Genomic DNA, 22,008 nt, shown 5'->3' with positions numbered 1-22,008 from the left:
CCACTCTCCTTGTCGCACGCGGCACCGTCTCCCGCGCCCCCGAGACCCCGGCAAGGGACAAGGAGTGGGCTTTAGTGCTTCTAAATTTTTCGATCAAAAGTTCATCATGACTAAATACAGCTGTCAATCACATTGCTAGGATGCGCGACCTTTTCACTGTGACTGAACCTCGGACCCGATGCGGTCGCGGGGTGAGACGATGCATGGGAGAGCGACATGGATGGTCGCGGCGACACGAACGGCACCAAGGACGTCCCGGCGATCGAGGCCGACGATGCGGTCGACCAGCGCCTCGGCGAGACCGTGCGGCTGCTGCGCCAGCGCGCCGGGCTCTCGATCCAGGACGTCGCCAACAAGACCGGCCTCTCCAACGGCATGATCAGCCAGCTCGAACGCGCGCGCGCCATGCCGTCGATCCGCACGCTGCGCCTGCTCAGCATCGCGCTCGATGTGCCGATCTCCTACTTCTTCGAGACCAGCGATCCCGACAACGTGCAGCGCTACATCGTGCGCAAGAACGCCAGGCGCCTGCTGCGGCTCACTGCCAGCGGCGTCGTCAAGGAAGCCCTCACCCCCGACGGCAAGGGCCAGCTCGAGCTCTACGAGCTCACGCTCAATCCCGGGGCGTCCTCGGGCACCGACTTCCTGCAGCACACCGGCGAGAAGGCCGGCTACATCCTGTCGGGCAGCCTGCGGCTGTGGCTGGACAACCAGGCCCATCTGCTCGAGGCCGGCGACAGCTTCCGCTTCCCGAGCATCGTGCCGCACATGTTCGACAACCCGACCCAGCAGGTCGCGCGCGCAATCTGGGTGACGACGCTGCTCAAGACCGATTCGCCGCCAGGTTGAAGCATGTTTCCTGTTCCCGGCGGCCTCGGGGGCGCAAATTGACCCTCGACGGAGAGCCGGGCAGTCTGTAGCTCACATGATGCCGGGCTCGTCGACATGCGCGGCTGACGTCTTTGGTGTGAGACATGAAACTCAGGGGGCTTCTGACACTCGCGATGGCCGTGCAGGTCGTCGTGACCGCCGCAGCCCTCCTCGCCTCCTATGCCGTGACCGGAGCCGCCGGCGGCTTCGGCACGCCCCAGATCATTGCCCTGCTCGCAAGCACTGTCATTGCGGCGCTGTTCGCGCGTCTGTGCACGCGTGCGATCGAGACGACGCAGCACGATCAGGCGAAGACCGTCGCCGAGAGCGCGCAGATCACGCAAGCCATCATCAAGACCGCGCTCGACGCCTTCGTCCAGACCGATGAGCGCGGCATCGTCCTGGAGTGGAGCTTCCAGGCCGAGGCCCTGACCGGGTGGTCGCGACAGGAAGCGCTCGGCGCCGACGTCGTCGACCTCCTCATCGCCGCGCCGCTCCGCGACGGCTTCCGGCAACGCATGATGCGGCTGCTGCCCGAACTGGCGCATGCGCCGATCGGCATCCGCTTCGAGGCGAGCCTGCTACACAGGAATGGCGGCGAGATCCTGATCGAGGCGTCCAGCACGGCGCTGCGTCTCGGGGAACGCCAAATCATCAACACCTTCGTCAAGGACGTCACGCAGAAACGGGCCGCCGAGGAGCAGCTGATCCAGGCCCAGAAGATGGAGGCGGTCGGGCAGCTCACCGGCGGCATCGCGCACGAATTCAACAACATGCTCACCGTGATCACCGGCACGATCGAGATCCTCGCCGACGCCGTGAAGGACAATCCGCCGCTTGCGACCATCACCAAGCTGATCAGCGAGGCCGCCGACCGCGGCGCCGCGCTGACATCGAGCCTGCTGTCCTTTGCCCGCAAGCAGGCGCTCCAGCCGGCCGAGATCGACGTCAACGAGCTGCTCGAGGAACTGGCCAAGCTGCTGCTGGCGACCTTCGACAAGAAGATCGAGATCGTGACCAAGCTGGACGCCAATGCCTGGCTGGCTTTCGCCGATCGCGGCCAACTGAGCTCGGCGCTGCTCAACCTCGCCATCAACGCCCGCGACGCGATGCTGGGCGGCGGCAAACTCACGCTGACGACGCGCAACGTGGTGTTCGGCGTCCGCGAGGCCGTCGCGGTCGGCGCCGGCTATGCCGGCGACTATGTCGAGATCGAGATCGCCGACACCGGCACCGGCATTGCCCGGGCCATTCTCGAACGCATCTTCGATCCGTTCTTCTCGACCAAGGAAGTCGGCAAGGGCACCGGGCTCGGGCTCAGCATGGTGTTCGGCTTCGTCAAGCAGTCCGGCGGCGGCATCAAGGTCGGCTCCGAGGAAGGCCGCGGCACGACATTCACGATCTACCTGCCGAAGGCCGAGACCAGCACGCTTCGCCCGGCCGGCTATGACGAGCGCAAGATCGTTGGGGGACAGGAAACCATCCTCTGCGTCGAGGACGACCGCGACGTCCGCCAATACGTCACGGTGCAGCTCGAGAGCCTCGGCTATAAGGTCATCCCGGCCGCGAACGCCACCGAAGCGCTCGCCGTCGCGGCGGAAGGCAAGGCGTTCGACCTGCTGTTCACCGACATCGTCATGGCCGGCGGCATCAACGGACGCGAGCTCGCCGAGCAGATGGTGGCCGCGCGGCCCTCGCTCAGGGTGCTGTTCACCTCGGGCTACGCATATGACTCGCAAGCTCTGGGCCGCGCCACGATGAGCGCACCGCTGCTGACGAAGCCGTACCGCAAGGCCGAGCTCGCGCGCATGCTGCGCCGCTCGCTCGACACCGCCGTCGATTCCGCGGGCGATGCAATCCCGACGCCCTACTCGGTGCAGGCGGACGTCGACGGCTTCTTGCGCAGGCAGGCGGCTGAAGACGGCGGCACCACGCGATCGCGAAAATAGCTCCGACTAGCTCATCCTTCGCCGCAGCGTGGCCGACGGCGTCTCGCCGAATTTTTCGCGGTAGGCGCCGGCCATGCGGCCGAGATGGGTGAAGCCGAGGTCGAAGGCGATCCCGGTGATGGAGGCATCGGGCGCGGCCTGGGCGAGACGCGCGTGCAGGCCGGCAAGGCGCATGTCGAGCAGCATCTGTGAGATCGAGACGCCGAAGTGACGGCGGAAGCCGAGCTGGAGCGCGCGGATACCGATGCCGGAGGCGCAGGCAAGCTGCACGAGGTCGAGCGGCTCGCCGGCATTGTCCGCAAGATGGTCGCGCGCTGCGCGCAGTGCGCGCGGCAGTCGCTCGGCTTGGCCCGAGAACGTCCGGATCGCATCCGACAAGCCATGCCGCTGCCCGTTGAGGAGGTGATCGAGCATCGCCTCGCGCCAATCGGCCATCGCGACCGGCGACAGCCTGCCGGACGGCCCGAGGCGCTCGGCAATCAGCATCAGCTCGGCAAGACTGGATTGCAGGCGGCGCCCGGACGGTGCGTCCAGGTCGATCGCAGCATCGAACTCGACCGCACAAGCCGCCCTGCCCGACAGCGCCGCGGCGCGCTGCTCGACCAGACGGCGGTCGAGCAGCAGGATCGCCTGCGCGCAATCGGCCCACATCATCCGGGTCGGAATAGTCGGCGACAGCAGCGATGCCGTCCGGCCCGGACTGGCATCGAGCTCCCCGGCGCCGGCACGTATGCGGGCCGAGCCAGTGAGCGGGACCTGCACCAGGAAGAAGCGCTCGAGGCATCCGGGATCGATGCTGACCGATCCGCCATAGGCGACGTAGTTGATGGAGAAGCCATCGAAGGCCGCGCAATTGTGCCGGGCGGAGAAGCCGGCCGCCCGTGGCCGCGTCGGTGTGAGATCGTGCGGGCAGAAGATGCGCCCGATCTGCTCGGCCGCTTCGTCGACATCATCAGTGGTGACGCAGGCGAAATCCGCAAGCCGCTCGGCTGCGGACGCCCTTGCGCTCACCTCCTGCACGGTTGCGGACATCGTCGACCACGCTTCGCGTCACGGAATTGCTTTAAGCCTATAATAGTCCCCCGAACGCGAAAAGGGCCGCCTCCGCAAAATCGTCGTGCTGCATGGCAATAGCCGCATCCGGATTCGTTTAGCGGATAGACAGGCGGCCCATGGCTGGCCGAAGCTCCCTCCCCGCCGGAATCCATGAGGAGCAAGCCATGACTGCACTCGAAAAGGGCATTACCGCTAGCGGCACGGGCTATGGCGGCAAGAGCTGGAACATCCTTGGCCAGGTCTATTTCCCCAAGGCCGTCACCGATTCCACCTTCGCGTTCGAGACCAACAGCGATCCGGGCCAGTTCGTGCCGGTGCACATCCACCCGACCCAGGACGAGTTCATCCTGGTGCAGGAAGGCACGCTCGACCTCAAGCTCGACGGTCAATGGGTCAAGGCCCATGCCGGCGACCTCGTGCGCATGCCGCGCGGCATCCCGCACGGTTATTTCAACAAGTCCGACAAGCCGTGCCGCGCGCTGTTCTGGGTCTCGCCGATGCAGAAGCTGGAGGCGCTGTTCAACCAGCTGCACAATCTGACCGACCCAGCCGAAGTGGTGCGCATCTCGGCGCTGCACGAGGTCGACTTCCTGCCGCCCGAGGCCAACGACTAGCCGTCGCCGCCTCGTCCACTGTCATCTGCTTGCAGGTCTTGCCGGCCGCGCCTAGCGGCCGAACGTGGCCGCTTGCGCGCGAACACATCGAGCAATCCCATGATCAGTCCCAAGCATGTCTGCGTGATCGGCGCCGGCGTCTCCGGCCTTGCCGCCGCAAAAGCGTTCGCCACCCGCGGCCACCGCGTCACCATCGTCGAGCGCAGCGGCGATCTCGGCGGCGTCTGGGAGCCCGCGCGCTCCTATCCTGAGGTGCAGACCCAGAGCCCGAAGGATCTCTACCGCTACACCGACCGCGCCATGCCGGACGCCTATCCGGAATGGCCGACCGGCCCGCAAGTCCACGCCTATCTCTCCGGCTATGCGAAGAGCTTTGGCCTCGACCGCATGCTGCGCCTCAACACGGAGGTCGCTGGCATGGCGCGCCGCGCCGACGGAAGACCAGGCTGGACCCTCGCCCTGACGAGCAAGGGCGACACGACGAGCGAAGATTTCGATTTCGTCGCTGTCTGCACCGGGCAGTTCAACGAGCCGCGCGAGCTGCATTGTCCGGGCGAGGACGGTTTTCTGGCGCTGGGCGGCCAGATCCTGCATTCGTCGAAATACGGCGATCCGGCGCTGGCGAAAGGCCGCCGTGTCGTCGTGCTCGGCGGCTCGAAATCGGCGACCGACATCGCCGTGAACGCGGTGAAATCAGGCGCGCGCGAGGTCACCATCGTGATGCGCGAGCCGGTCTGGCGCATCCCCTATTTCATCGGCGGGCTCGTGAACTTCAAACGCATCCTCTACATCCGCGCACAGGAGGAGATGTTTCCGGGCTGGGGCGCGAGCGCGATGGCAAGGCTTGCCCATCGCATCGCCGCGCCGCTGGTCTGGGCCAACTGGCGCGGGTTGGAGAGCCTGCTCAAGGCGCAGCTCAAGCTCAAGCAGTGCAAGATGGTCCCGACGGAGCGGATCGAGGACGGCGTCAACTGCTCGGTGCCGATCGCAACGCCGGGCTTCTATCCAATGGTCGCAGATGGCCGCATCAAGGCGGTGTTCGGCACGTTCGATCATTATGAAGGCGACAGCATCGTGATGAGTGGCGGCGAGCGCGTCAGTGCCGATGTCGCGGTGCTCGCGATCGGCTACAAGCTCGGGGTGCCGTTCCTGCCCGAGATTTATCGGCAGAAATTGGTCGATGCCGACGGGCAGTACCGGCTCTATCGCCTGATCGCCAATCCCGATCTGCCCGAGCTCGGCTTCGTCGGCTTCAACTCCTCGTTCTGCACCGTGCTCTGCGCCGATCTCGCGGCCAACTGGCTGGTGCGCTACGCCGACGGCCAGCTCGCCAACCAGCCGACGGCGCAGGCGATGCGCGACAACATCGAGATGATGCTGCATTTCAAGCGTGTCGAGCGGCCGGCGGCGGGCGTCTATGGCGGCCTCTGCGTCGCCCCCTATCACTACCGCCATTTCGACGAGCTGATGGCCGATATCGGCGCGAAGCACTGGAAGCGCGGTGGGCTCGCAGGCCGCTTCCAGCCGCCGGACGCAGACGCCTATGCCAAGTTCCTGGCGACGGCGCCGGACTACCGGGCGGCATGAGAGGAGAATTGCGGCTGCTCGCGTCTGGTGCTTACGATCTCCCTGGCCATCGAATCGACGGGAACCAGCCATGGGATCGAGACGCCTTGCCGCCGCGGCTTTCGCGGCTGTTGCTTTCTTCGTCGCGACGCCCGCCGTTGCACAGAGCGGCGCGCCGACGCCGAAGCAATCCGAGGCGCTTGCCACCTACGAGCGCGCGCTCGGTGATTTCAAGTCGATCCTCGCCGAGCGGCGGCGCCAGATCGAGGCAAAGGAGCCGCTGCCGAACCTGCCGGGACAGGCGCTCTATCTCGCACGCGTCGCCGTGATCAGCAGCTACAAGGATCTCACCGATGCCATGCCGTCGCGGATCGGCCGGCCCAACAAGTTCGAAATTCCTCCCGCCTATTTCGATGCCGAGATCGAGCCGCTGGTCGACGAATACGGAAAGTTATTCGACATCATGGAGGCGCCGCCGGCCAATGCGCAGAACTCGGCGACGCCTTTCAAGGACGTCGTCGATCTCGCGGCCGCGATCGCGCGCGCCAAGGGGCTTGCACCGGTTCACGCCGAAGCTGCGGGCCGGATCAGCCTCGGGCTGTTCTTTGCGGAGACCAACGGCAAGCAGAATGTCCGCAACGGACGCTCGAACACCTATATGGGCAGCTTCCAGACTGGTCCGTCCGAGGACCGCAACGGCCGCAGGAAATGGGAGACCATCAAGGGCGAGATCGCAGCGATCGATCCCGAGCTGAACGCGCGTGACGACAAGGAAGAGGCGCGCGCCCGCGGCACCGATCATCGCTTCAACCACTGGACCAATGTGCGCGACGGCCTGATGAACGCGCACGCCGATCTGTTCCGGGAGATCCCGGGAATCGTGAAGACGTTGCCCGACCCAATCGACCAGATGAAGCTGTTCGAGCTGATCCAGATCGTCCCGACCCCGACAAGGTCCGCGCTTAAATCGGGCGATCTGCTGAATTACAGGGTGTCCAGTCCCACCATCATGAAGCACCTGCGCAACAACAGCATTTTTGCGTTCGGGCAGGCCGACCGGGCGAGAACCTCAGCCAGCTTCCGCGAGATCCTCGCGGCGATGTGGCTGTTCAACCGGAAGTTCGAGCGGGCGATGGCGAAATATGCGGAGATCAAGTCGCGCTGAGGAAGCGGTTTGCAACTGCTACCGGACGTCGTAGGCTCCCTCTCCCACTCGTCATCGGGAAGGACGCGCCACGATGCCATCGGCCATCTCATGCGCCTGCTAATCCTCGGCGGCAGCCAGTTTCATTTCGTCGGACTTCCCAAGGGATGGACAACAACCAGAAGGAATCGCTACAAATAATCACACTTGGGCAGGGAGCGCGAATATGGCCGACACCAAAAGGGTTGAAGAATCACCCGCTGGCAAGGAATGGAAGATCATCGGCGCGTTCGGAACGACAATATGGGGTCTCTTCAGCGTCTATCAGAACAAAACCGGCGACGCGATCGTAATGTTTGTTTTGTCGATTTCGTTCCTGCTAGGTGAGTTGGGTTATCCTTCGACCCATATCACCAAAGCTATTGGCGGTTATATTGTCGTCCCCCTTAGAAGGTTTTTCGGATACGGTGACGGTATCGCTCGAATATTGATGATAGTCATTGCAGTCGGCGGCACAGCACTCATTGTAAAAAAGTTCTTTGAAGTCTCTCTGATACCTGACTCGATCGACTTCATTATAAAGCGAGGGGGCATCAGCCTTCTTGGAGTGACGGTTATCCTTTATATCGCAATGGTAATAAGCAAATTTTCGTTTGAACTATCTCACCTAAAGTATGATCGATCGATTTTCCGCCACGAGCTGGCATTCTATGTGGCAAGCGTCCTTCTCTGCATTTTGTGGGCCATCGTCAATGGCGGCAACGGCTTTTGGGATAATCTCTTCACCAGTCAAGCGAAAAGGCGTACTCCCGAATACATCTTGGACGATGGTTCAATACGCGTTCTTTATTGCTTGTGTGCGGTCAGCTTTGTCTGGTCCATTTGCTTTGCGCTGAATGTTCTCTCGCGGATTTTCGAATGGTATATGAGGGATCGCTTGGAAGCCAAGTGAGCACAATCAACTGCCTTGATGGAGCTGACATCGGATCGGCGCCTCCTTAGTGCTGCACCCAATGTGGCAGTGAGCACATCGCGGGACGCGGACATGTCTTGCCACTCATACTCCAACGCTCACGCGACACCGGCTCCAGATCGCGAAGGGCCCACGGCGCTTAGCCTTGGGGCGGTGTCGAGGCAATTGCGATCTGATCTTCAGCGCGAATAATATCGGTAGAGTCGTCAGGCCCCGCCGCGACCATGGATGCCATTGAGGGGTGTGACCACCTCGGACATTCTGACCAACTAGTTCTCCACCTTGTAGCCGTCCGTCAGCGTCTTCAGGAACGCGATGATGTCGGCCTCGTCCTGCTCGGTCATCGCCGGCTTGTCACCGGGGTGACGGTCGAAGGGCGGATCGGTGACATCCACATTGGCGTGATATTTTGGCGGCAGGTCGTCGTACTTCAGCACCGTGCCGTCGGCGGCGCGCGGAAACACTTTTTCCGGATTGGTGTCGCGGAAATTGTAGAAGTCCATCACCTGCTGAAGGGTGCTGAAGACGCCATTGTGAAAGAAAGCATGACGCGTCGCCGTGTTGCGCAGCGTCGGCGTCAGGAACATGCCGCAATATTGCGTCTGCTCGGAAATGTCGGTGCGCTGCGGGCCGCAGACGCCGAGGTCGAAGTAATTGGGATCGCGATTATTGGCGAGCGCGGCATTGCGCGGCGCGCCGAGGGCCTCGTATTGATGATCGGTGAACAGCGGCGGCAGGCCGTCGCGCGTCGGGGCCGAGGTATGGCATCCCGCGCAATTGGCCTTGTCAGGATCGTTGAAAACCTGCAGGCCGCGCAGCTCGCTCTCGGACAGCCGGGCCTTGCCTTCGAGCCAGTAGTCGTACTTGCTGGTGTAGGGATGGAAGCTCGGCTCTTCCACCTGATAGCGCGCGACCGCGAACATCGCCTCCGCGATCAGGAGCCGCTGATTCCTGAGCACACCGGCACCGAACAGCTCGGCGAAGCGGTTGGTATAGGGCGCGCGGCGCAGCTTGTCGGCGACGATCTCGGCACTGCCGCCGTCCATCTCGTTGGGATCGAGCAGCGGAACCAGCGCCTGGTCCTGCAACGTGTCGGCACGACCATCCCAGAACAGGCCGCCCTGCGGCACGATGTTCGTCGATGCGCCGGTGCCGCCCGCGGTCTTGGTCGTGCGCGCGGCCTGCTGCCCGATTGCGGCCATCTGCGCGAGGTCGATGATGTTGTCGTCGTCGCCCTTGTCGGGGCCGATGCTGAAATTCGGATGGCGCTCGAGATAGGTCAGCGACGGCACCGCGCGTGCGCCCTGCCGCGACAGGGTGGCGCCGCCGAGCATCACCGGCCCGTCACTGGGCGGCCCATAGGCGTGATCCGGGCTGTGGCAGGAGGCGCATGACAGCGCTCCGGACGAAGAGAGCGAGGCGTCGTAAAAGATCTCCTTGCCGAGCTGTGCCATCGCCGACAGAGGAGCGACGGGCGGGCGCATGAGACGGACCGGGTTCGGGTTCACACCCACTTTATTCGTCTCTGCAAATCCTTTCGTTCCGGCAGCAAAGACGGCGCCGGCCAGACAAAGTAGGCCGGCGCCGAGGAGCCACGTAGTGCGGCCGTTCATTAGTCGCATCCTATTGGACTAGTGGTGGTGGTGCTCGTCCGGCGGGCTGGTGATGACGGTGCCGGAGGTCGGATCGAGGAACAGCGCATCGGCCCGTAGGTCGTGGCTGTGATCATGGTCGAAGTCGAACAGGTCCATGATCGATCCCGTGGTGGCGTCGAATGCGCCGCCGCCGAGACGCTGGCCGCGCAGCCAGTTGTCCTCGATGAAGCGAACCACCGAAGCCTGCGTCGTGTAGGTGTGGCTGACATAGTTCGTCCTGGCGTAGGGCGAGACCACGATCAGGGGAACGCGCGTGCCCGGACCGCAGCGGCCGTTGACCGGCTGGCCTTCGAGCCCCTTCGGCGCCGGCTGCTTGCTGGCGCCAAGGCCACAGAGGCCGGGGCCATTGACCTGATCGGCGGTCGGATCATACGAAGCGTTCTTCGGCGCGACGTATTGATGGTCGTACCAGCCGTCGGAGTCGTCATAGGTGATGATGACCGCGGTCTCACGCCACTCCGGCTGTTTCTGCAGGAAGTTAATCAGCTCGACATTGCCGACCTGCTCGTCGAGCGGATCGGAGTTGCCGGCATGACCGTCCTGGAAAGCCGGCATCTTGATGTAGGAGACGGCAGGGAAATTGCCGGCCTTCACCGCGGCATAGAAGTCCTCGAGGTCGTAATTGTGATTGGCGGGATCGACCTTGCCGTTGAGGTCATGGGTATGGCCGATCGCACGGACCGAGCTCGGCCGCGCATGGGTCGGGTTCGCCGTCGACTTATGATACTGGAAGAAGGCGTGATGCGGGACGTAGTCCACGATCGTGCCGTTGACGTTGCTGGAGAAGGTGCTGCGGGCGCAGCCCGTCGTCCCGTTGGCATTCTTGAGCGTGAGGTCGAAGCCGCCCATGAAGCTGCCCCAGCTGATGTGCTCGGCGTTGAGCAGGTCGCCGATGTTCTTGCCGCCCATCAGCATGGTGCTCGTCGCGCTCGAGCAGACGTCGTTGCCGGGGTCGGTGTCGCCGGTCAGTGTCAGACCGCCCTGACCGTCGGCGATCGACGATGACGTGCCGATGACCGGCTGCACACCGTTGGTTTGCGCGGCGACCACTTCGAGCATGCCGGGCGTCGACGGACCGAACGTGTCGGTCCAGTTGTTGTCGCTCATGGCGAAGTGCTGGGCGTAGTTCCAGAAGGCAGTGACGGTGTTGCCGTCGAAATAGCCCATCACCTGCCCGTTCGTGCCGAATGCGCCGGCGCCGCCGGCGGTGCCGCGCCCGGTGAATTTCGGGAACAGGTCTGCCTTGCCGTTGTCCACGGCCTGCTGCTCGGGCGTATAGGAATGGTTCTGCGAGCGGGTGTTGGCCTGGGTGCGGTCGAGGCGGAACGGGTCGGTCGCGCCAGTGCCGTTGGCCGGACTGTCGTTGGGATTGTTGACCAGCAGATTGGCCGTGACGAGGTTGTTCACCTTCGGGGTATGCGGCTTCGGCACGAAGGGAATCGAGCCGGACGGATTGGCCGCGTTCGGATAGGTCGCGAAATAATGGTCGAACGAGCGGTTCTCGTTGAAGATGATCACGAGATGCTTGATCGGCGTTTCCGTATGAATGTCGTGCGGATGACGGTGATGATCCCGATCGTGGTCCCGGTCCCGACCGAAATCGTCCGCGAGGACGGGAATGCTGCACGCGAGTGCCGTCGCGGCCGCGAAGAACGCGACCGTCGTCAGAAATCTGGTTTTCATTGTTGTGTTGCCCCGAAGGATTGACGCCGACGCTCGGGAACGTAATGGCGGCGGATGACAGGGCTGTGTCAGTTTGACGCACGAGACACTTTGCGCAGTAGCCGAGACGCGATTTTTCACGCAGCCGCCTGGTTCGCGCCGTCCTTGCCGAGGCATGCAGGTTTATTCCGTGGGCGATGGCAAAAATGATCGCGTCCAGATTGTTGCGCCATGCGCCCGGTTGCATTTAGCTTGGCCAGACAAGAACAAATCCTCGGGGGAAACATGAAAGCCGCTCCTCGCATACGCGTGCGCCATGTCGCGTCAGCTCTGGTCGCGACGTCCCTGGCTGGCCTTGCCAGTTTTGCCGCCCACGCCGAGATCGTCGTCAGCGCCAATGACGGCAAGATGGTGCTGGAGAACGGCACTGCCGTGGTGCGCAAGCAGCCGCTGCCGGATACGGTCAGCGTCATCGACTTCACCGACGGCGCGTTGAAGCTGCTGGGCGAGGTGCCGGCGCCTGCCAGCGTCGTCGGCCCGCCGCCGAGTGTGGCAATCGCGCCCGACGGTGCCTTTGCGCTGGTGACAGGCGCGATGAAGATCGATCCGGCGGATCCGACCAAGGCGGTGCCCGACGACAAGCTTTCGGTCATCGACCTGAAGTCCTCACCGCCAAAAGTGCTCGCGACCCACCAGGCCGGCGCGGGCGCGGCCGGGGTCTCGATCAACCGCGCGGGCACGCTGGCGCTGGTTGCGAACCGCAGCGAAGGCACCGTCTCGGTGTTTGCGATCAGCGGGAGCACGCTGACGCCGGCCGGCAAGGTCCAGCTTGGTGATGCCAAGTCGGGCCCGAGCCACGCCGTGTTCTCGCGCGATGGCGCGACCGCGCTGGTCACCCGCGACGGCGACAACAAAATCTCGCTTCTCACCGTGGACGGGACCAAGGTGGAGTACGCCAAGCGCGACCTCTCCGCGGGCATCCGCCCCTATGACATCGACCTCACCGGCAGCGCTGCGGCCGTCGTCGGCAATGTCGGCGCCGGCAGCGGCGACAACGACACGATCAGCCTGATCGACATGACAGCAAAGCCGATCCGCATCGTCTCGACCGTGACCGTCGGGCAGACGCCGGAAGCGGTAAAGATGTCGCCGGACGGCAATCATGTTGCCGTCACAGTCATGAACGGCTCGAACAAGCCGTCGGCCTCGCCGTTCTTCAACGATTTCGGCCTGCTCAAGGTCTACCGGATCTCGGGGACCGAGCTCGCGCCGGTGGCGGAAGCCAAGATCGGCCATTGGTGCCAGGGCATGGTGTGGTCGAAGGACTCCAAGCATGTCGTGGCGCAGTGCATGGTCGAGAACGAGCTGATCGCATTCGCGTTCGACGGCAAGGCGCTGACCAGGACGTCCACGCTCAAGCTGCAGGTGAGCCCCGCGGGGATCAGAACCGCGGAGCCATGAGATCAGCGCGCGGCGCAGCCACCCTGCGCCGCCTGCCCTACTCCGTCCGGATCGGCGTGTCCTTCAGGCCGTTGTTGTCATAGGCCTTGCGCAAAGTGCCGTTCGACACCGCTTCGTTCATGAATTTGCTGACGAAGGCGAGCGCCTGGCCATGGCCGAGCGGGACGGCGACGGCGGTCACCGTCTTCTTGAAGGTCTCGTCGAGCACGCGTGTCCCCGGAATCTTCTGCGCCATCTTGTTGAGCTGGTCGCGTGACAACGCGAAGGCGTCGATCTCGCCGCTCTTCAGCAGGCCGGAGATTTCATCGTATGTCTGATAGCCCGTCACCGTCGCGTTCTTCAGATGCGCAATGGCGCCGCGCATGGTGGTCGTGGCGTTGACGGCCGCAACCTTGATGCCCGCCTGGTCGAGCGTGGCGAAATTGGTGATGCTCGAACCCGGCTTGACGATGTAGGTGGCGTCGGCGACCTCGTAGATCGGGCCGAACAGCATCTTGGTCTCGCGCTCGGGATCCTTGGGCAGCCATGTAACGTCCCAGGTGCCCTTTGAGGCGGCGTCGGTGATCTGTCCGGAATTCTGGTGCACGACATATTCGACGGGTACACCGAGCTGCGCGGCCATCTCCTTGCCGAGGTCGACCGGCACGCCGGCAAAGCCGGATTCCGTCCTGGTCGACCAGAACGCGCCGCCCGCCGGGCTGATCGCGATCGCAACCCGGAGCTTGCCGGTCGGCGCGATCTCGTCCTTCAGGCCATCGGCTAGCGCGGGCATGACGAGGGCCGCTGCGAGAACGAGGCCGGCAAGGGCCGAGTGGAGGATCGTGGGCATGTCATGTTCTCCTCACCTTTTTTCTTCTTTCAACTGCTCCGTCTCCGGCACACGGCCTGACACAATTCTGGTCGATCGTGCGCGCGGTGAAAAGCGGTTTGTCATGACAAACCTGCCAAAGGCCACGGCGCGGTTTGCAGTGCAAGGCCGGCGACTGCCATGGCTATGGTGTTCCACGGCCGGGCGTTTATTGGTAGCCTGCGGCACCGACAGACAGAAATCGGGGGCCACCGAATGACCTGCGCGAATCCCACATCGCTCGCCCATCGCAATGGCGCGTGGAGACATGTCGGACGGGCGCTGGCCGCCGCGAGTGCCGTGATCGCGCTCGCCGGCTGCGAGGACAAGAACGCCTTCGTGGCGCCGCCGCCGCCGAAGGTGGACGTGGCCACACCGGTGCAGCGTCCCGTGACGCGCTATGTCGAGGCCACCGGCAACACCGCGCCGATCAAGAGCGTCGATCTCGTCGCGCGCGTGCAGGGTTTCCTGCAATCGATCGACTATCAGGACGGCAGCTTCGTCAAGCAGGGCACCCAGCTGTTCACGATCGAACCGGAGACGTACAAGCTCAAGGTCGAGCAGGCGAAGGCCGCCGAGGTCGGCGCGCAAGCAACGGTCAAGCAGGCCGAAGCCGATTACAAGCGGCAGGTCGATCTGGTACAGCGTCAGGCGGTCTCGCAGTCCACCCTGGACACCTCGACATCGACCCGCGACAATGCCCAAGCCAGCCTCCAGCAGGCCCAGGTCAATACCAGGCTCGCGGAGGTCAATTACGGCTACACCAACGTGACCGCGCCGTTCGACGGCATCGTCAGCGCGCACCTGGTTTCGGTCGGCGAGCTTGTCGGCGTCTCCTCCCCGACCCAGCTCGCGACCATCGTCGCCCTGGACCCGATCTGGGTGAACTTCACGGTCAACGAGCAGGACGTCCTTCGCATTCGCGCCGAAGCGGCCCGCCGCGGGCTGACCGTCGCCGACCTCAAACAATTGCCGGTCCAGGTGGGCCTGCAGACCGAAACCGGGTATCCGCATGAAGGCCACCTCGACTACGTCTCGCCGACCCTCAACACATCGACAGGCACCCTCGCGGTGCGCGGCGTCATACCCAACGACAAGCGGGCGCTGCTGCCCGGTTATTTCGTTCGCGTCCGCGTGCCCTTCGACCAGGAGAAGAGCGCCCTCCTCGTCCCCGACACTGCACTCGGCAGCGACCAGGGCGGCCGCTATCTCCTCGTCGTCAACAAGGACAATGTCGTCGAGCAGCGCAAGGTGCAGATCGGGCCGACCGACAACGGCCTGCGCGTGATCGAAAGCGGCCTCAAGCCGGAGGACCGCGTCGTGATCGCGGGGCTGCTTCGCGTGATCCCGGGCCAGAAGATCGACCCGCAGGTGACGAAGATCGACCAGTCCCAGGCGTCCACCAAGTAGGAGCCGCCGGCCATGATCTCAAAGTTCTTCATCGAGCGGCCGGTCCTCTCGAACGTCATCGCGCTCCTGATGATCCTGATCGGCGGCGTCGCGCTGTTCAACCTCGCGATCGCGCAATACCCCGACGTGGTGCCGCCGACGGTGCAGGTCACCACGCGCTATCCCGGCGCCAGCGCCAAGACCGTGATCGACACGGTCGCCTTGCCGATCGAGCAGCAGGTCAACGGCGTCGAGGACATGCTCTACATGCAGTCCTACAGCGGCTCCGACGGCACCTACACGCTGACCGTCACCTTCAAGATCGGCACCGACCTGAACTTCGCGCAGGTGCTGGTGCAGAACCGTGTCTCCAGCGCGCTCGCGCAGTTGCCGCAGGCGGTGCAGAACCAGGGCGTCACCGTCCAGAAGAAATCGACCGCGATCCTGCTGTTCGTGACGCTGACCTCGCCCGAGGCGAAGTACGACAGCCTCTATTTGAGCAACTACGCCACCATCAACATCCGCGACGAGCTCTCCCGCCTGCCCGGCGTCGGCAACGTCACGGTGTTCGGTGCCGGCCAATATTCGATGCGGGTCTGGCTCGATCCGAACAAGCTGCAGGTCCGTGGCCTCGTGCCGCAGGACGTCATCAACGCAATCCAGCAGCAGAGCCAGCAGGTCTCCGCGGGCCAGGTCGGCGCACCGCCGACCCCGCCGGGCCAGGCGTTCCAGTACACGCTCAACGTCAACGGACGGCTCGACGACACCACCCAGTTCGAGAACATCATCGTCAAGACGGGGACCAGCGGCGACGTCACGCGGGTGCGCGACGTCGGCTGGGTCGAGCTCGGCGCGCAGACCTACAGCCAGATCTTCTCGCTCAACAAGCAGCCCGCCACCGGCATCGGCGTGTTCCAGTCGCCCGGCGCCAACGCACTCCAGGTCGAGCAGGCGGTCGAGAAGAAGATGGCCGAGCTCGCCAAGCGCTTCCCGGAAGGCATCAAATACGACACGCCGTTCGACACCACCAAATTCGTCGAGGCCTCGGTGCACGAGGTCTACATGACGCTGATCGAAGCCGGCCTCCTGGTGCTGGTCGTGATCCTTGTCTTCCTGCAGGACTGGCGCGCGATGCTGGTGCCGGCGACGACGGTGCCGGTCACCATCATCGGCGCCTTCGCCGCGATGGCGGCGCTCGGCTTCACCATCAACATGTCGACGCTGTTTGCGATCGTGCTCGCGATCGGCATCGTGGTCGACGACGCCATCGTGGTGGTGGAAGGCGCCGCGCACAATATCGAGCAGGGCATGAACGGCCACGACGCCGCGATCAGGGCAATGGACCAGCTGTTCGCGCCGATCGTCGGCATCACCCTGGTGCTGATCTCGGTGTTCCTGCCGGCCTCGTTCCTCGCAGGGCTCACCGGCCGCATCTATTCGCAATTCGCGCTGGTGATCGCGGCGACTGCGCTATTGTCCGCCATCAACGCAGCGACCTTGAAGCCGACGCAATGCGCATTGTGGCTGCGGCCGGCGGTGCCGCCGGAGCAGCGCAACTTCTTCTATCGCGGTTTCAACAACGTCTATAACCGGGTCGAGCGCGGCTATACGCGGCTGATCACCTTCCTGGTCAGGCATGCCACGGTGTCGGTCGCGGTTGCTCTGGTGCTGATCGGGGTCGGCGGCTACGGCCTGTCGCGGGTGCCGACCGGCTTCCTGCCGATCGAGGACCAGGGCTATCTGATCGCCGCCATCCAGCTCCCCGACGGCGCCTCGCTGGAGCGGACCCAGAAGGTGCTCGATCGTGCCAGCGATATCATCAAGGATGCGCCGGGCGTGGCGCAGGTCATCACCATCGCCGGCATCTCCGCGCTCGACAGCAGCGCAAGCCTTGCCAATGCCGGCGTCGCCTACATCATCCTGAAGGATTGGGATGCGCGCAAAGGCCCCGGCGAGGATCTGCGCTCGCTGGTCTTTGGCCTCAACGACAAGCTCGCCGTGATCATGGAGGCGCGGACCATCGTGCTGCCGCCGCCGCCGATCCAGGGCATCGGCAACGCCGCCGGTTTCTCGATGCAGGTCGAGCTGCGCGACGGCAACAGCGATTTCGCCAAGCTGCAGGCGATCACCGGCGCGATGGTCACCAACGGCCAGAGCCAGAGCGCGCTGCAGCGCGTGCAGTCCTCGTTCCGCTCCTCGGTGCCGCAATTCAACGTCGAGATCGACCGCATCAAGACCCAGACGCTGCACGTCACCACCGACCAGGTGTTCTCGGCGCTGTCGACCTATCTCGGCTCATCCTACGTCAACCAGTTCAACAAGTTCGGCCGCGTGTTCCAGGTCTACACGCAGGCCGATCCCGCCTTCCGCGTCACCGAGCGCGACATCGCCAACATGCAGGTGCGCAACTCGAACGGCGACATGATCCCGATCGGCACCGTCGCCACGATCACGCCGGCGACGGGGCCGTCGTTGATCAGCCTCTACAATCTCTATCCCTCCTCGACCATCATCGGCCTGCCGGCGCAGGGCTACTCCTCCGGCCAGTCGCTGAAGCTGATGGAGGAGATCGCGGACAAGACGCTGCCGCCCGGCACCGGCTATGAATGGACCGCGATGTCGTACCAGGAGAAGGCGGTCTCCAACCAGATCTACTGGGTGTTCGGGCTCGCCATGCTGCTGGTCTATCTCGTGCTCGCCGGCCAGTATGAGAGCTGGTACGCGCCGATCTCGGTGATCCTCGCCGTGCCGCTGTCGCTGATCGGGCCGATGCTGATCCTGAGCGGCCTCAAGATCGACAACAACCTCTATTGCCAGATCGGCCTGATCCTCCTGATCGCGCTGTCGGCGAAGAACGCCATCCTGATCGTCGAGGTCGGGCTCGAGCTGCACGTCCGCGACGGCAAGCCGATCCTGGAGTCGGCGATCGAGGCGGCCCGCGCCCGCTTCCGCCCGATCCTGATGACGTCGTTCGCCTTCATCCTCGGCGTGGTGCCGCTGGTGCTCGCGACCGGCGCCGGCGCCAGCGCCCGCAAGTCGATCGGCATCACGGTGTTCTCGGGCATGCTGGCCTCGACCTGCCTCGCGGTGCTGTTCGTGCCGGCCTTCTTCGTGGTGGTGCAGCGCTTCGAGAACTGGCGCGCGTCGAAGAAGGCGCCGAAGCCGCAGCCGGTGGCGGAGGTGAAAGGATAGACAACGGCTATCGACCGCGATCGTCATTGCGAGCGCAGCGAAGCAATCCAGAGTCTTTCCGCGGAGACAGTCTGGATTGCTTCGCTGCGCTCGCAATGACGTTGGAGAGGGATCGGCGAAAAGGGGAATGTCCCAATGAGGAGATACCCTCTCCCCGGCCCTCTCCCGCAAGCGGGAGAGGGGGCGCACCGCCTGCGCGGCTACAGCCCCTCACTAGGCCTTCTCCGCCGACGTCTGCCGTGCCTCGCCGCTCGACACCAGCAGCACCGAGACCTTCGACTGTCTCAGCACGGCGTCGGCGACACCGCCGAAGGAGAGATGATCGGCCTGGATGCGGTCGACGCCGATGACCACGAGATCGACGTCGGTGGTGTCGATCTCGCGCAGGATCGCAGCCTCCGGCGACCGGTTCACGCGCAGCGTCGTGATGATATCGACATCGTAGCGGGCGGCGAGATCGCTGGCGTCCTTCAGGATGCCCGTTTCCTGGCTGAGGCCACGCGACACCCCGCGTTGCGCGCCCTTGTCCCGCGTCGTCGCCACATAGATCACACGCAGCGAGCCTGATCCGGCCTGCGCCAGCGCGACCGCGACCTCGGCGCCGCGCTTGGAGACGGCGCTGCCGGAGACCGGGACGAGGATGTTGAGCCCGTCGGGCACCGGCTGCTTCAGGTGGCTGCCCTTGGCCACCACGATCGCGAGCGGCCCTTCGAATTGAGCGGCGATGTCCTCGACCTTCCTGTCGAAGCGATCCCTGGTCGCGATGACCTTGTCGATGCCGACGACGAGGAGATCGAAACCCTTCTTCGCTTCCTCGCCGACCGCTTCGCCGAGGTCCGATCTGCGAACCCGCGTCGTCACATCGACGTTCCCGGCCTCGGGATCGGAAGCGACCGTTTCGGCCGCCCGCTTCACCACGGCTTCATGGCTCCCCTCCCCGCTGCGGCCCCTCTCCTGCTCCGTGGCGCGCTTGCCGACATGCAGCACGGTGATCGGCAGTCCGCGCATGCCGGCGATCAGGCCCGCGATGTGGGCGGCAAAGGTGGCGTTGACGCTCTCGTCCACGGCGAGCAAAGGGCGTTCGAGATTTGCGACGAAGCCGCGCCTCTCGAATTCCTCGCGCTCCAGGCGCTCCTTCTCCTCCTTGCTCATCGGCAGCCTGGCCAGCGCCGCGCGCAGCATCGGCGGCATCGCCATCGTGGTCACGATCGCCATGGTCACGATCATCGTGAACAGGTTCTGGCTGAGCACGCCGATGGACAGGCCGATGGTGGCGATGATCACCTCGGTCGAGCCGCGCGCGTTCATGCCGCTGGCGAGCGCGAGCGACTCCCGATAGTTCAACCCGCCCACGGTGCCCCCGACGAACGCGCCGCCGAACTTGCCGACGCTGGCGATGACGACCAGGAGGCCGGTGAGCATCAGCAGCTCGGGATCGCGCAGCACCGACAGATCGGCGGCAAGGCCCGCGAGACCGAAGAACACCGGCATGAAGAAGCTCGAGATCAGCCCGCGCAGACGCTCGTCGATCTGCCGCGTCAGGATCGGGGATTCGCCGACCAGGATGCCGGCGACAAAGGCGCCGAGCACGGTGTGCACGCCGATCAGGTGCGTGATCAGCGCCATCGTGCCCCTCAGCAGCAGGATCACGGTGATGACGGGCGCGGTGCTGACGAGAGTGTCGTTGGCCCAGCGAATCAGCTGGAACACCAGGCGGCGGCCGATGGTGAAGCTGAGCACGAGAAAGGCCAGCGTGCCCAGTACGGCCTTGGCGACCGAGGCCACGTCGAGCGTGCCTTGCGAGGCCAGGCTGAAGATGACGGCGATGATGATCCAGCCGATGGTGTCGTCGATCACGGCGGTGGCAACGATGATCTGGCCGACATCGCGGCGCATGAAGTTCATCTCGCGGATGACCACGGCGACGATCTTCACCGAGGAGATCGACAGCGCCGTGCCCATGAACAGCGAGGCGACGAGGCGCGCGTGCGGATCGGGCAGCAGCGCGTCAGGCAGGAACTCGCCGAGGGCGAAGCCGCAGGCGAAGGGCACGACGATGCCGGCGATCGAGATCGCGATGGCGGCCTTGCCGACCTTCCTGACCAGCTTGAGGTCGGTCTCCATGCCGGTCAGCAGCAGCAGAAAAAGAATCCCGAACTGGGCGATACCGTCGATCATCGCCTTCTGCTCGGGGGTCTTGGGGAAGATGGCGTGCTGCGCCTCCGGCCAGAGCCAGCCGAGCAGCGACGGCCCGAGCAGGATGCCGGCGAGCAGTTCGCCGATCACCGAGGGCTGGCCGATGCGCTGCATGATCTCGCCGAGGCCGCGGCCGACGACGATCAGCAGCACGATCTGCAGAATCAGGAGGGACTCGGAGGGGCCGGCCGATTTGCCGCCTTCGGCGCCCGCTGCAATGGTGGTGAGGACGAGCACCGCGGGGACGAGGCCGACCGGTCGGAGCAGGCTCCACTGCATGCAGGTGTCTTGTCCCTTTTTGCTGTCCCGGCAAGGTTGCCGGGCCACAGGGATAGAACCCGCGGGAGGTGGAGCGGGTTCCCGTCGCTCGCGGCGGGGATTAAGGGGGTGAAAACAAAAAGTGCGAGAACAACCCCATGCACAGTAGAGATGGCGTTGAAAAAGCTCGAGAAAATTTCGGTGTTCCCGAAACGGCTTGCTCCGTCGGGCAAAACAGGGGCAGAATGGCATCATGGGTGGCATGGGCCGGGTGCCTCCTCATCCCCCGTCATTGCGCGCGCAGCGAAGCAATCCAGAGTACCTCCGCGGAAAGATTCTGGATTGCTTCGTCGCAAGCGCTCCTCGCAATGACGAGTGGAGAGAGTTGCGGAAGGGGCCGCCACATCCCCCGTCATTGCGAGCGCAGCGAAGTAATCCAGAGTCCCTCCGCGGAAAGATTCTCGATTGCTTCGTCGCAAGCGCTCCTCGCAATGACGAGTGGAGAGAGTTGCGGAAGGGGCCGCCACATCCCCCGTCATTGCGAGCGCAGCGAAACAATCCGGAGTCCCTCCGCGGAAGAATTCTGGATTGCTTCGTCGCAAGCGCTCCTCGCAATGACGAATGGAGAGAGTTGCGGAAGGGGCCGCCACATCCCCCGTCATTGCGAGCGCAGCGAAGTAATCCAGAGTCCCTCCGCGGAAACATTCTGGATTGCTTCGTCGCAAGCGCTCCTCGCAATGACGAGTGGAGAGAGTTGCGGAAGGGGCCGCCACATCCTCCGTCATTGCGAGCGCAGCGAAGCAATCCAGAGTCCCTCCGCGGAACGATTCTGGATCGCTTCGTCGCAAGCGCTCCTCGCAATGACGAGTGGAGAGAGTTGCGGAAGGGGCCGCCACATCCCCCGTCATTGCGAGCGCAGCGAAGCAATCCAGAATCCCTCCGCGGAAGAATTCTGGATTGCTTCGTCGCAAGCGCTCCTCGCAATGACGAGTGGAGAGAGTTGCGCAAGGGGCCGCCACATCCCCGTCATTGCGAGCGCAGCGAAGCAATCCGGAGTCCCTCCGCGGAGGGATTCTGGATTGCTTCGCTTCGCTCGCAATGACGACGTGGTGAGAGTCCCGGCCTTACGCCCCCGTTCGTGCCCCGGACGCAGCGCAGCGCCACTTCGGCGGTGCG

14 protein-coding genes are annotated in these 22,008 nt (G+C 64.3%); 9 read left to right on the top strand and 5 right to left on the bottom strand.

Translation table 11 applies throughout. From position 1 onward, the window contains the following. The first annotated feature begins 216 nt into the window (after nt 1–216). Both N2603_RS11590 and N2603_RS11585 read left to right on the top strand, forming a co-directional pair. Nucleotides 217–849, top strand: a complete 633-nt coding sequence (locus N2603_RS11590; protein ID WP_018641049.1) for a cupin domain-containing protein — start codon at nt 217–219, stop codon at nt 847–849. A gap of 125 nt (nt 850–974) precedes the next feature. Further along, nucleotides 975–2,819 (top strand): ATP-binding protein, encoded by a 1,845-nt coding sequence (locus N2603_RS11585; protein ID WP_260388832.1) that lies wholly within the window; start codon nt 975–977, stop codon nt 2,817–2,819. A gap of 6 nt (nt 2,820–2,825) precedes the next feature. On the opposite strand, the gene N2603_RS11580 is transcribed toward N2603_RS11585, so the two are convergent. Further along, complete coding sequence (locus N2603_RS11580) at nt 2,826–3,851, bottom strand: AraC family transcriptional regulator (protein WP_260388831.1); 1,026 nt, start codon at nt 3,849–3,851, stop codon at nt 2,826–2,828. Nucleotides 3,852–4,039: 188 nt separating this feature from the next. On the opposite strand from N2603_RS11580, the gene N2603_RS11575 reads away from it, so the two are divergent. The 4 genes from N2603_RS11575 (at nt 4,040) to N2603_RS11560 (ending at nt 8,151) form a co-directional block, all read left to right on the top strand. After that, entirely contained in the window at nt 4,040–4,489 is a 450-nt protein-coding gene (locus tag N2603_RS11575) for a cupin domain-containing protein (RefSeq protein ID WP_018641055.1), read from the top strand. Between the two features lie 99 nt (nt 4,490–4,588). Next, entirely contained in the window at nt 4,589–6,076 is a 1,488-nt protein-coding gene (locus N2603_RS11570; protein ID WP_260388830.1) for a flavin-containing monooxygenase, read from the top strand. Nucleotides 6,077–6,146: 70 nt separating this feature from the next. Next, nucleotides 6,147–7,220, top strand: coding sequence for a hypothetical protein (locus N2603_RS11565; protein ID WP_260388829.1), 1,074 nt, complete (start codon nt 6,147–6,149; stop codon nt 7,218–7,220). Between the two features lie 205 nt (nt 7,221–7,425). Next, nucleotides 7,426–8,151 carry a hypothetical protein gene (locus N2603_RS11560; protein WP_260388828.1) on the top strand — a complete coding sequence of 242 codons (726 nt, stop codon included), beginning with the start codon at nt 7,426–7,428 and terminating at the stop codon, nt 8,149–8,151. Nucleotides 8,152–8,441: 290 nt separating this feature from the next. On the opposite strand, the gene N2603_RS11555 is transcribed toward N2603_RS11560, so the two are convergent. Continuing rightward, nucleotides 8,442–9,785 (bottom strand): cytochrome-c peroxidase, encoded by a 1,344-nt coding sequence (locus N2603_RS11555; protein WP_425248981.1) that lies wholly within the window; start codon nt 9,783–9,785, stop codon nt 8,442–8,444. Between the two features lie 18 nt (nt 9,786–9,803). Beyond that, on the bottom strand, nt 9,804–11,510 hold the full coding sequence (locus N2603_RS11550) for an alkaline phosphatase family protein (RefSeq protein WP_260388826.1): 1,707 nt from the start codon (nt 11,508–11,510) through the stop codon (nt 9,804–9,806). Nucleotides 11,511–11,774: 264 nt separating this feature from the next. On the opposite strand from N2603_RS11550, the gene N2603_RS11545 reads away from it, so the two are divergent. Beyond that, complete coding sequence (locus N2603_RS11545) at nt 11,775–12,950, top strand: YncE family protein (RefSeq protein ID WP_260388825.1); 1,176 nt, start codon at nt 11,775–11,777, stop codon at nt 12,948–12,950. Nucleotides 12,951–12,987: 37 nt separating this feature from the next. On the opposite strand, the gene N2603_RS11540 is transcribed toward N2603_RS11545, so the two are convergent. After that, nucleotides 12,988–13,779, bottom strand: a complete 792-nt coding sequence (locus tag N2603_RS11540; RefSeq protein ID WP_260388824.1) for an ABC transporter substrate-binding protein — start codon at nt 13,777–13,779, stop codon at nt 12,988–12,990. 234 nt (nt 13,780–14,013) lie between these two features. Here N2603_RS11540 and N2603_RS11535 point away from each other — a divergent pair, with 234 nt between their 5' ends. Beyond that, entirely contained in the window at nt 14,014–15,207 is a 1,194-nt protein-coding gene (locus tag N2603_RS11535; protein WP_260388823.1) for an efflux RND transporter periplasmic adaptor subunit, read from the top strand. Nucleotides 15,208–15,219: 12 nt separating this feature from the next. After that, nucleotides 15,220–18,378: an efflux RND transporter permease subunit gene (locus tag N2603_RS11530; protein WP_260388822.1), complete on the top strand. Its 3,159-nt coding sequence runs from the start codon at nt 15,220–15,222 to the stop codon at nt 18,376–18,378. A 213-nt stretch (nt 18,379–18,591) separates the two neighbouring features. On the opposite strand, the gene N2603_RS11525 is transcribed toward N2603_RS11530, so the two are convergent. After that, nucleotides 18,592–20,853, bottom strand: coding sequence for a cation:proton antiporter domain-containing protein (locus N2603_RS11525; RefSeq protein WP_260388821.1), 2,262 nt, complete (start codon nt 20,851–20,853; stop codon nt 18,592–18,594). Nucleotides 20,854–22,008: the final 1,155 nt, after the last annotated feature.

Origin of the sequence: Bradyrhizobium huanghuaihaiense, from assembly GCF_025200885.1 — a bacterium.
GTDB lineage: Bacteria > Pseudomonadota > Alphaproteobacteria > Rhizobiales > Xanthobacteraceae > Bradyrhizobium > Bradyrhizobium huanghuaihaiense.
Note: the sequence above shows the minus strand (reverse complement) of the source record. Positions and strands in the feature narration are given on the sequence as shown.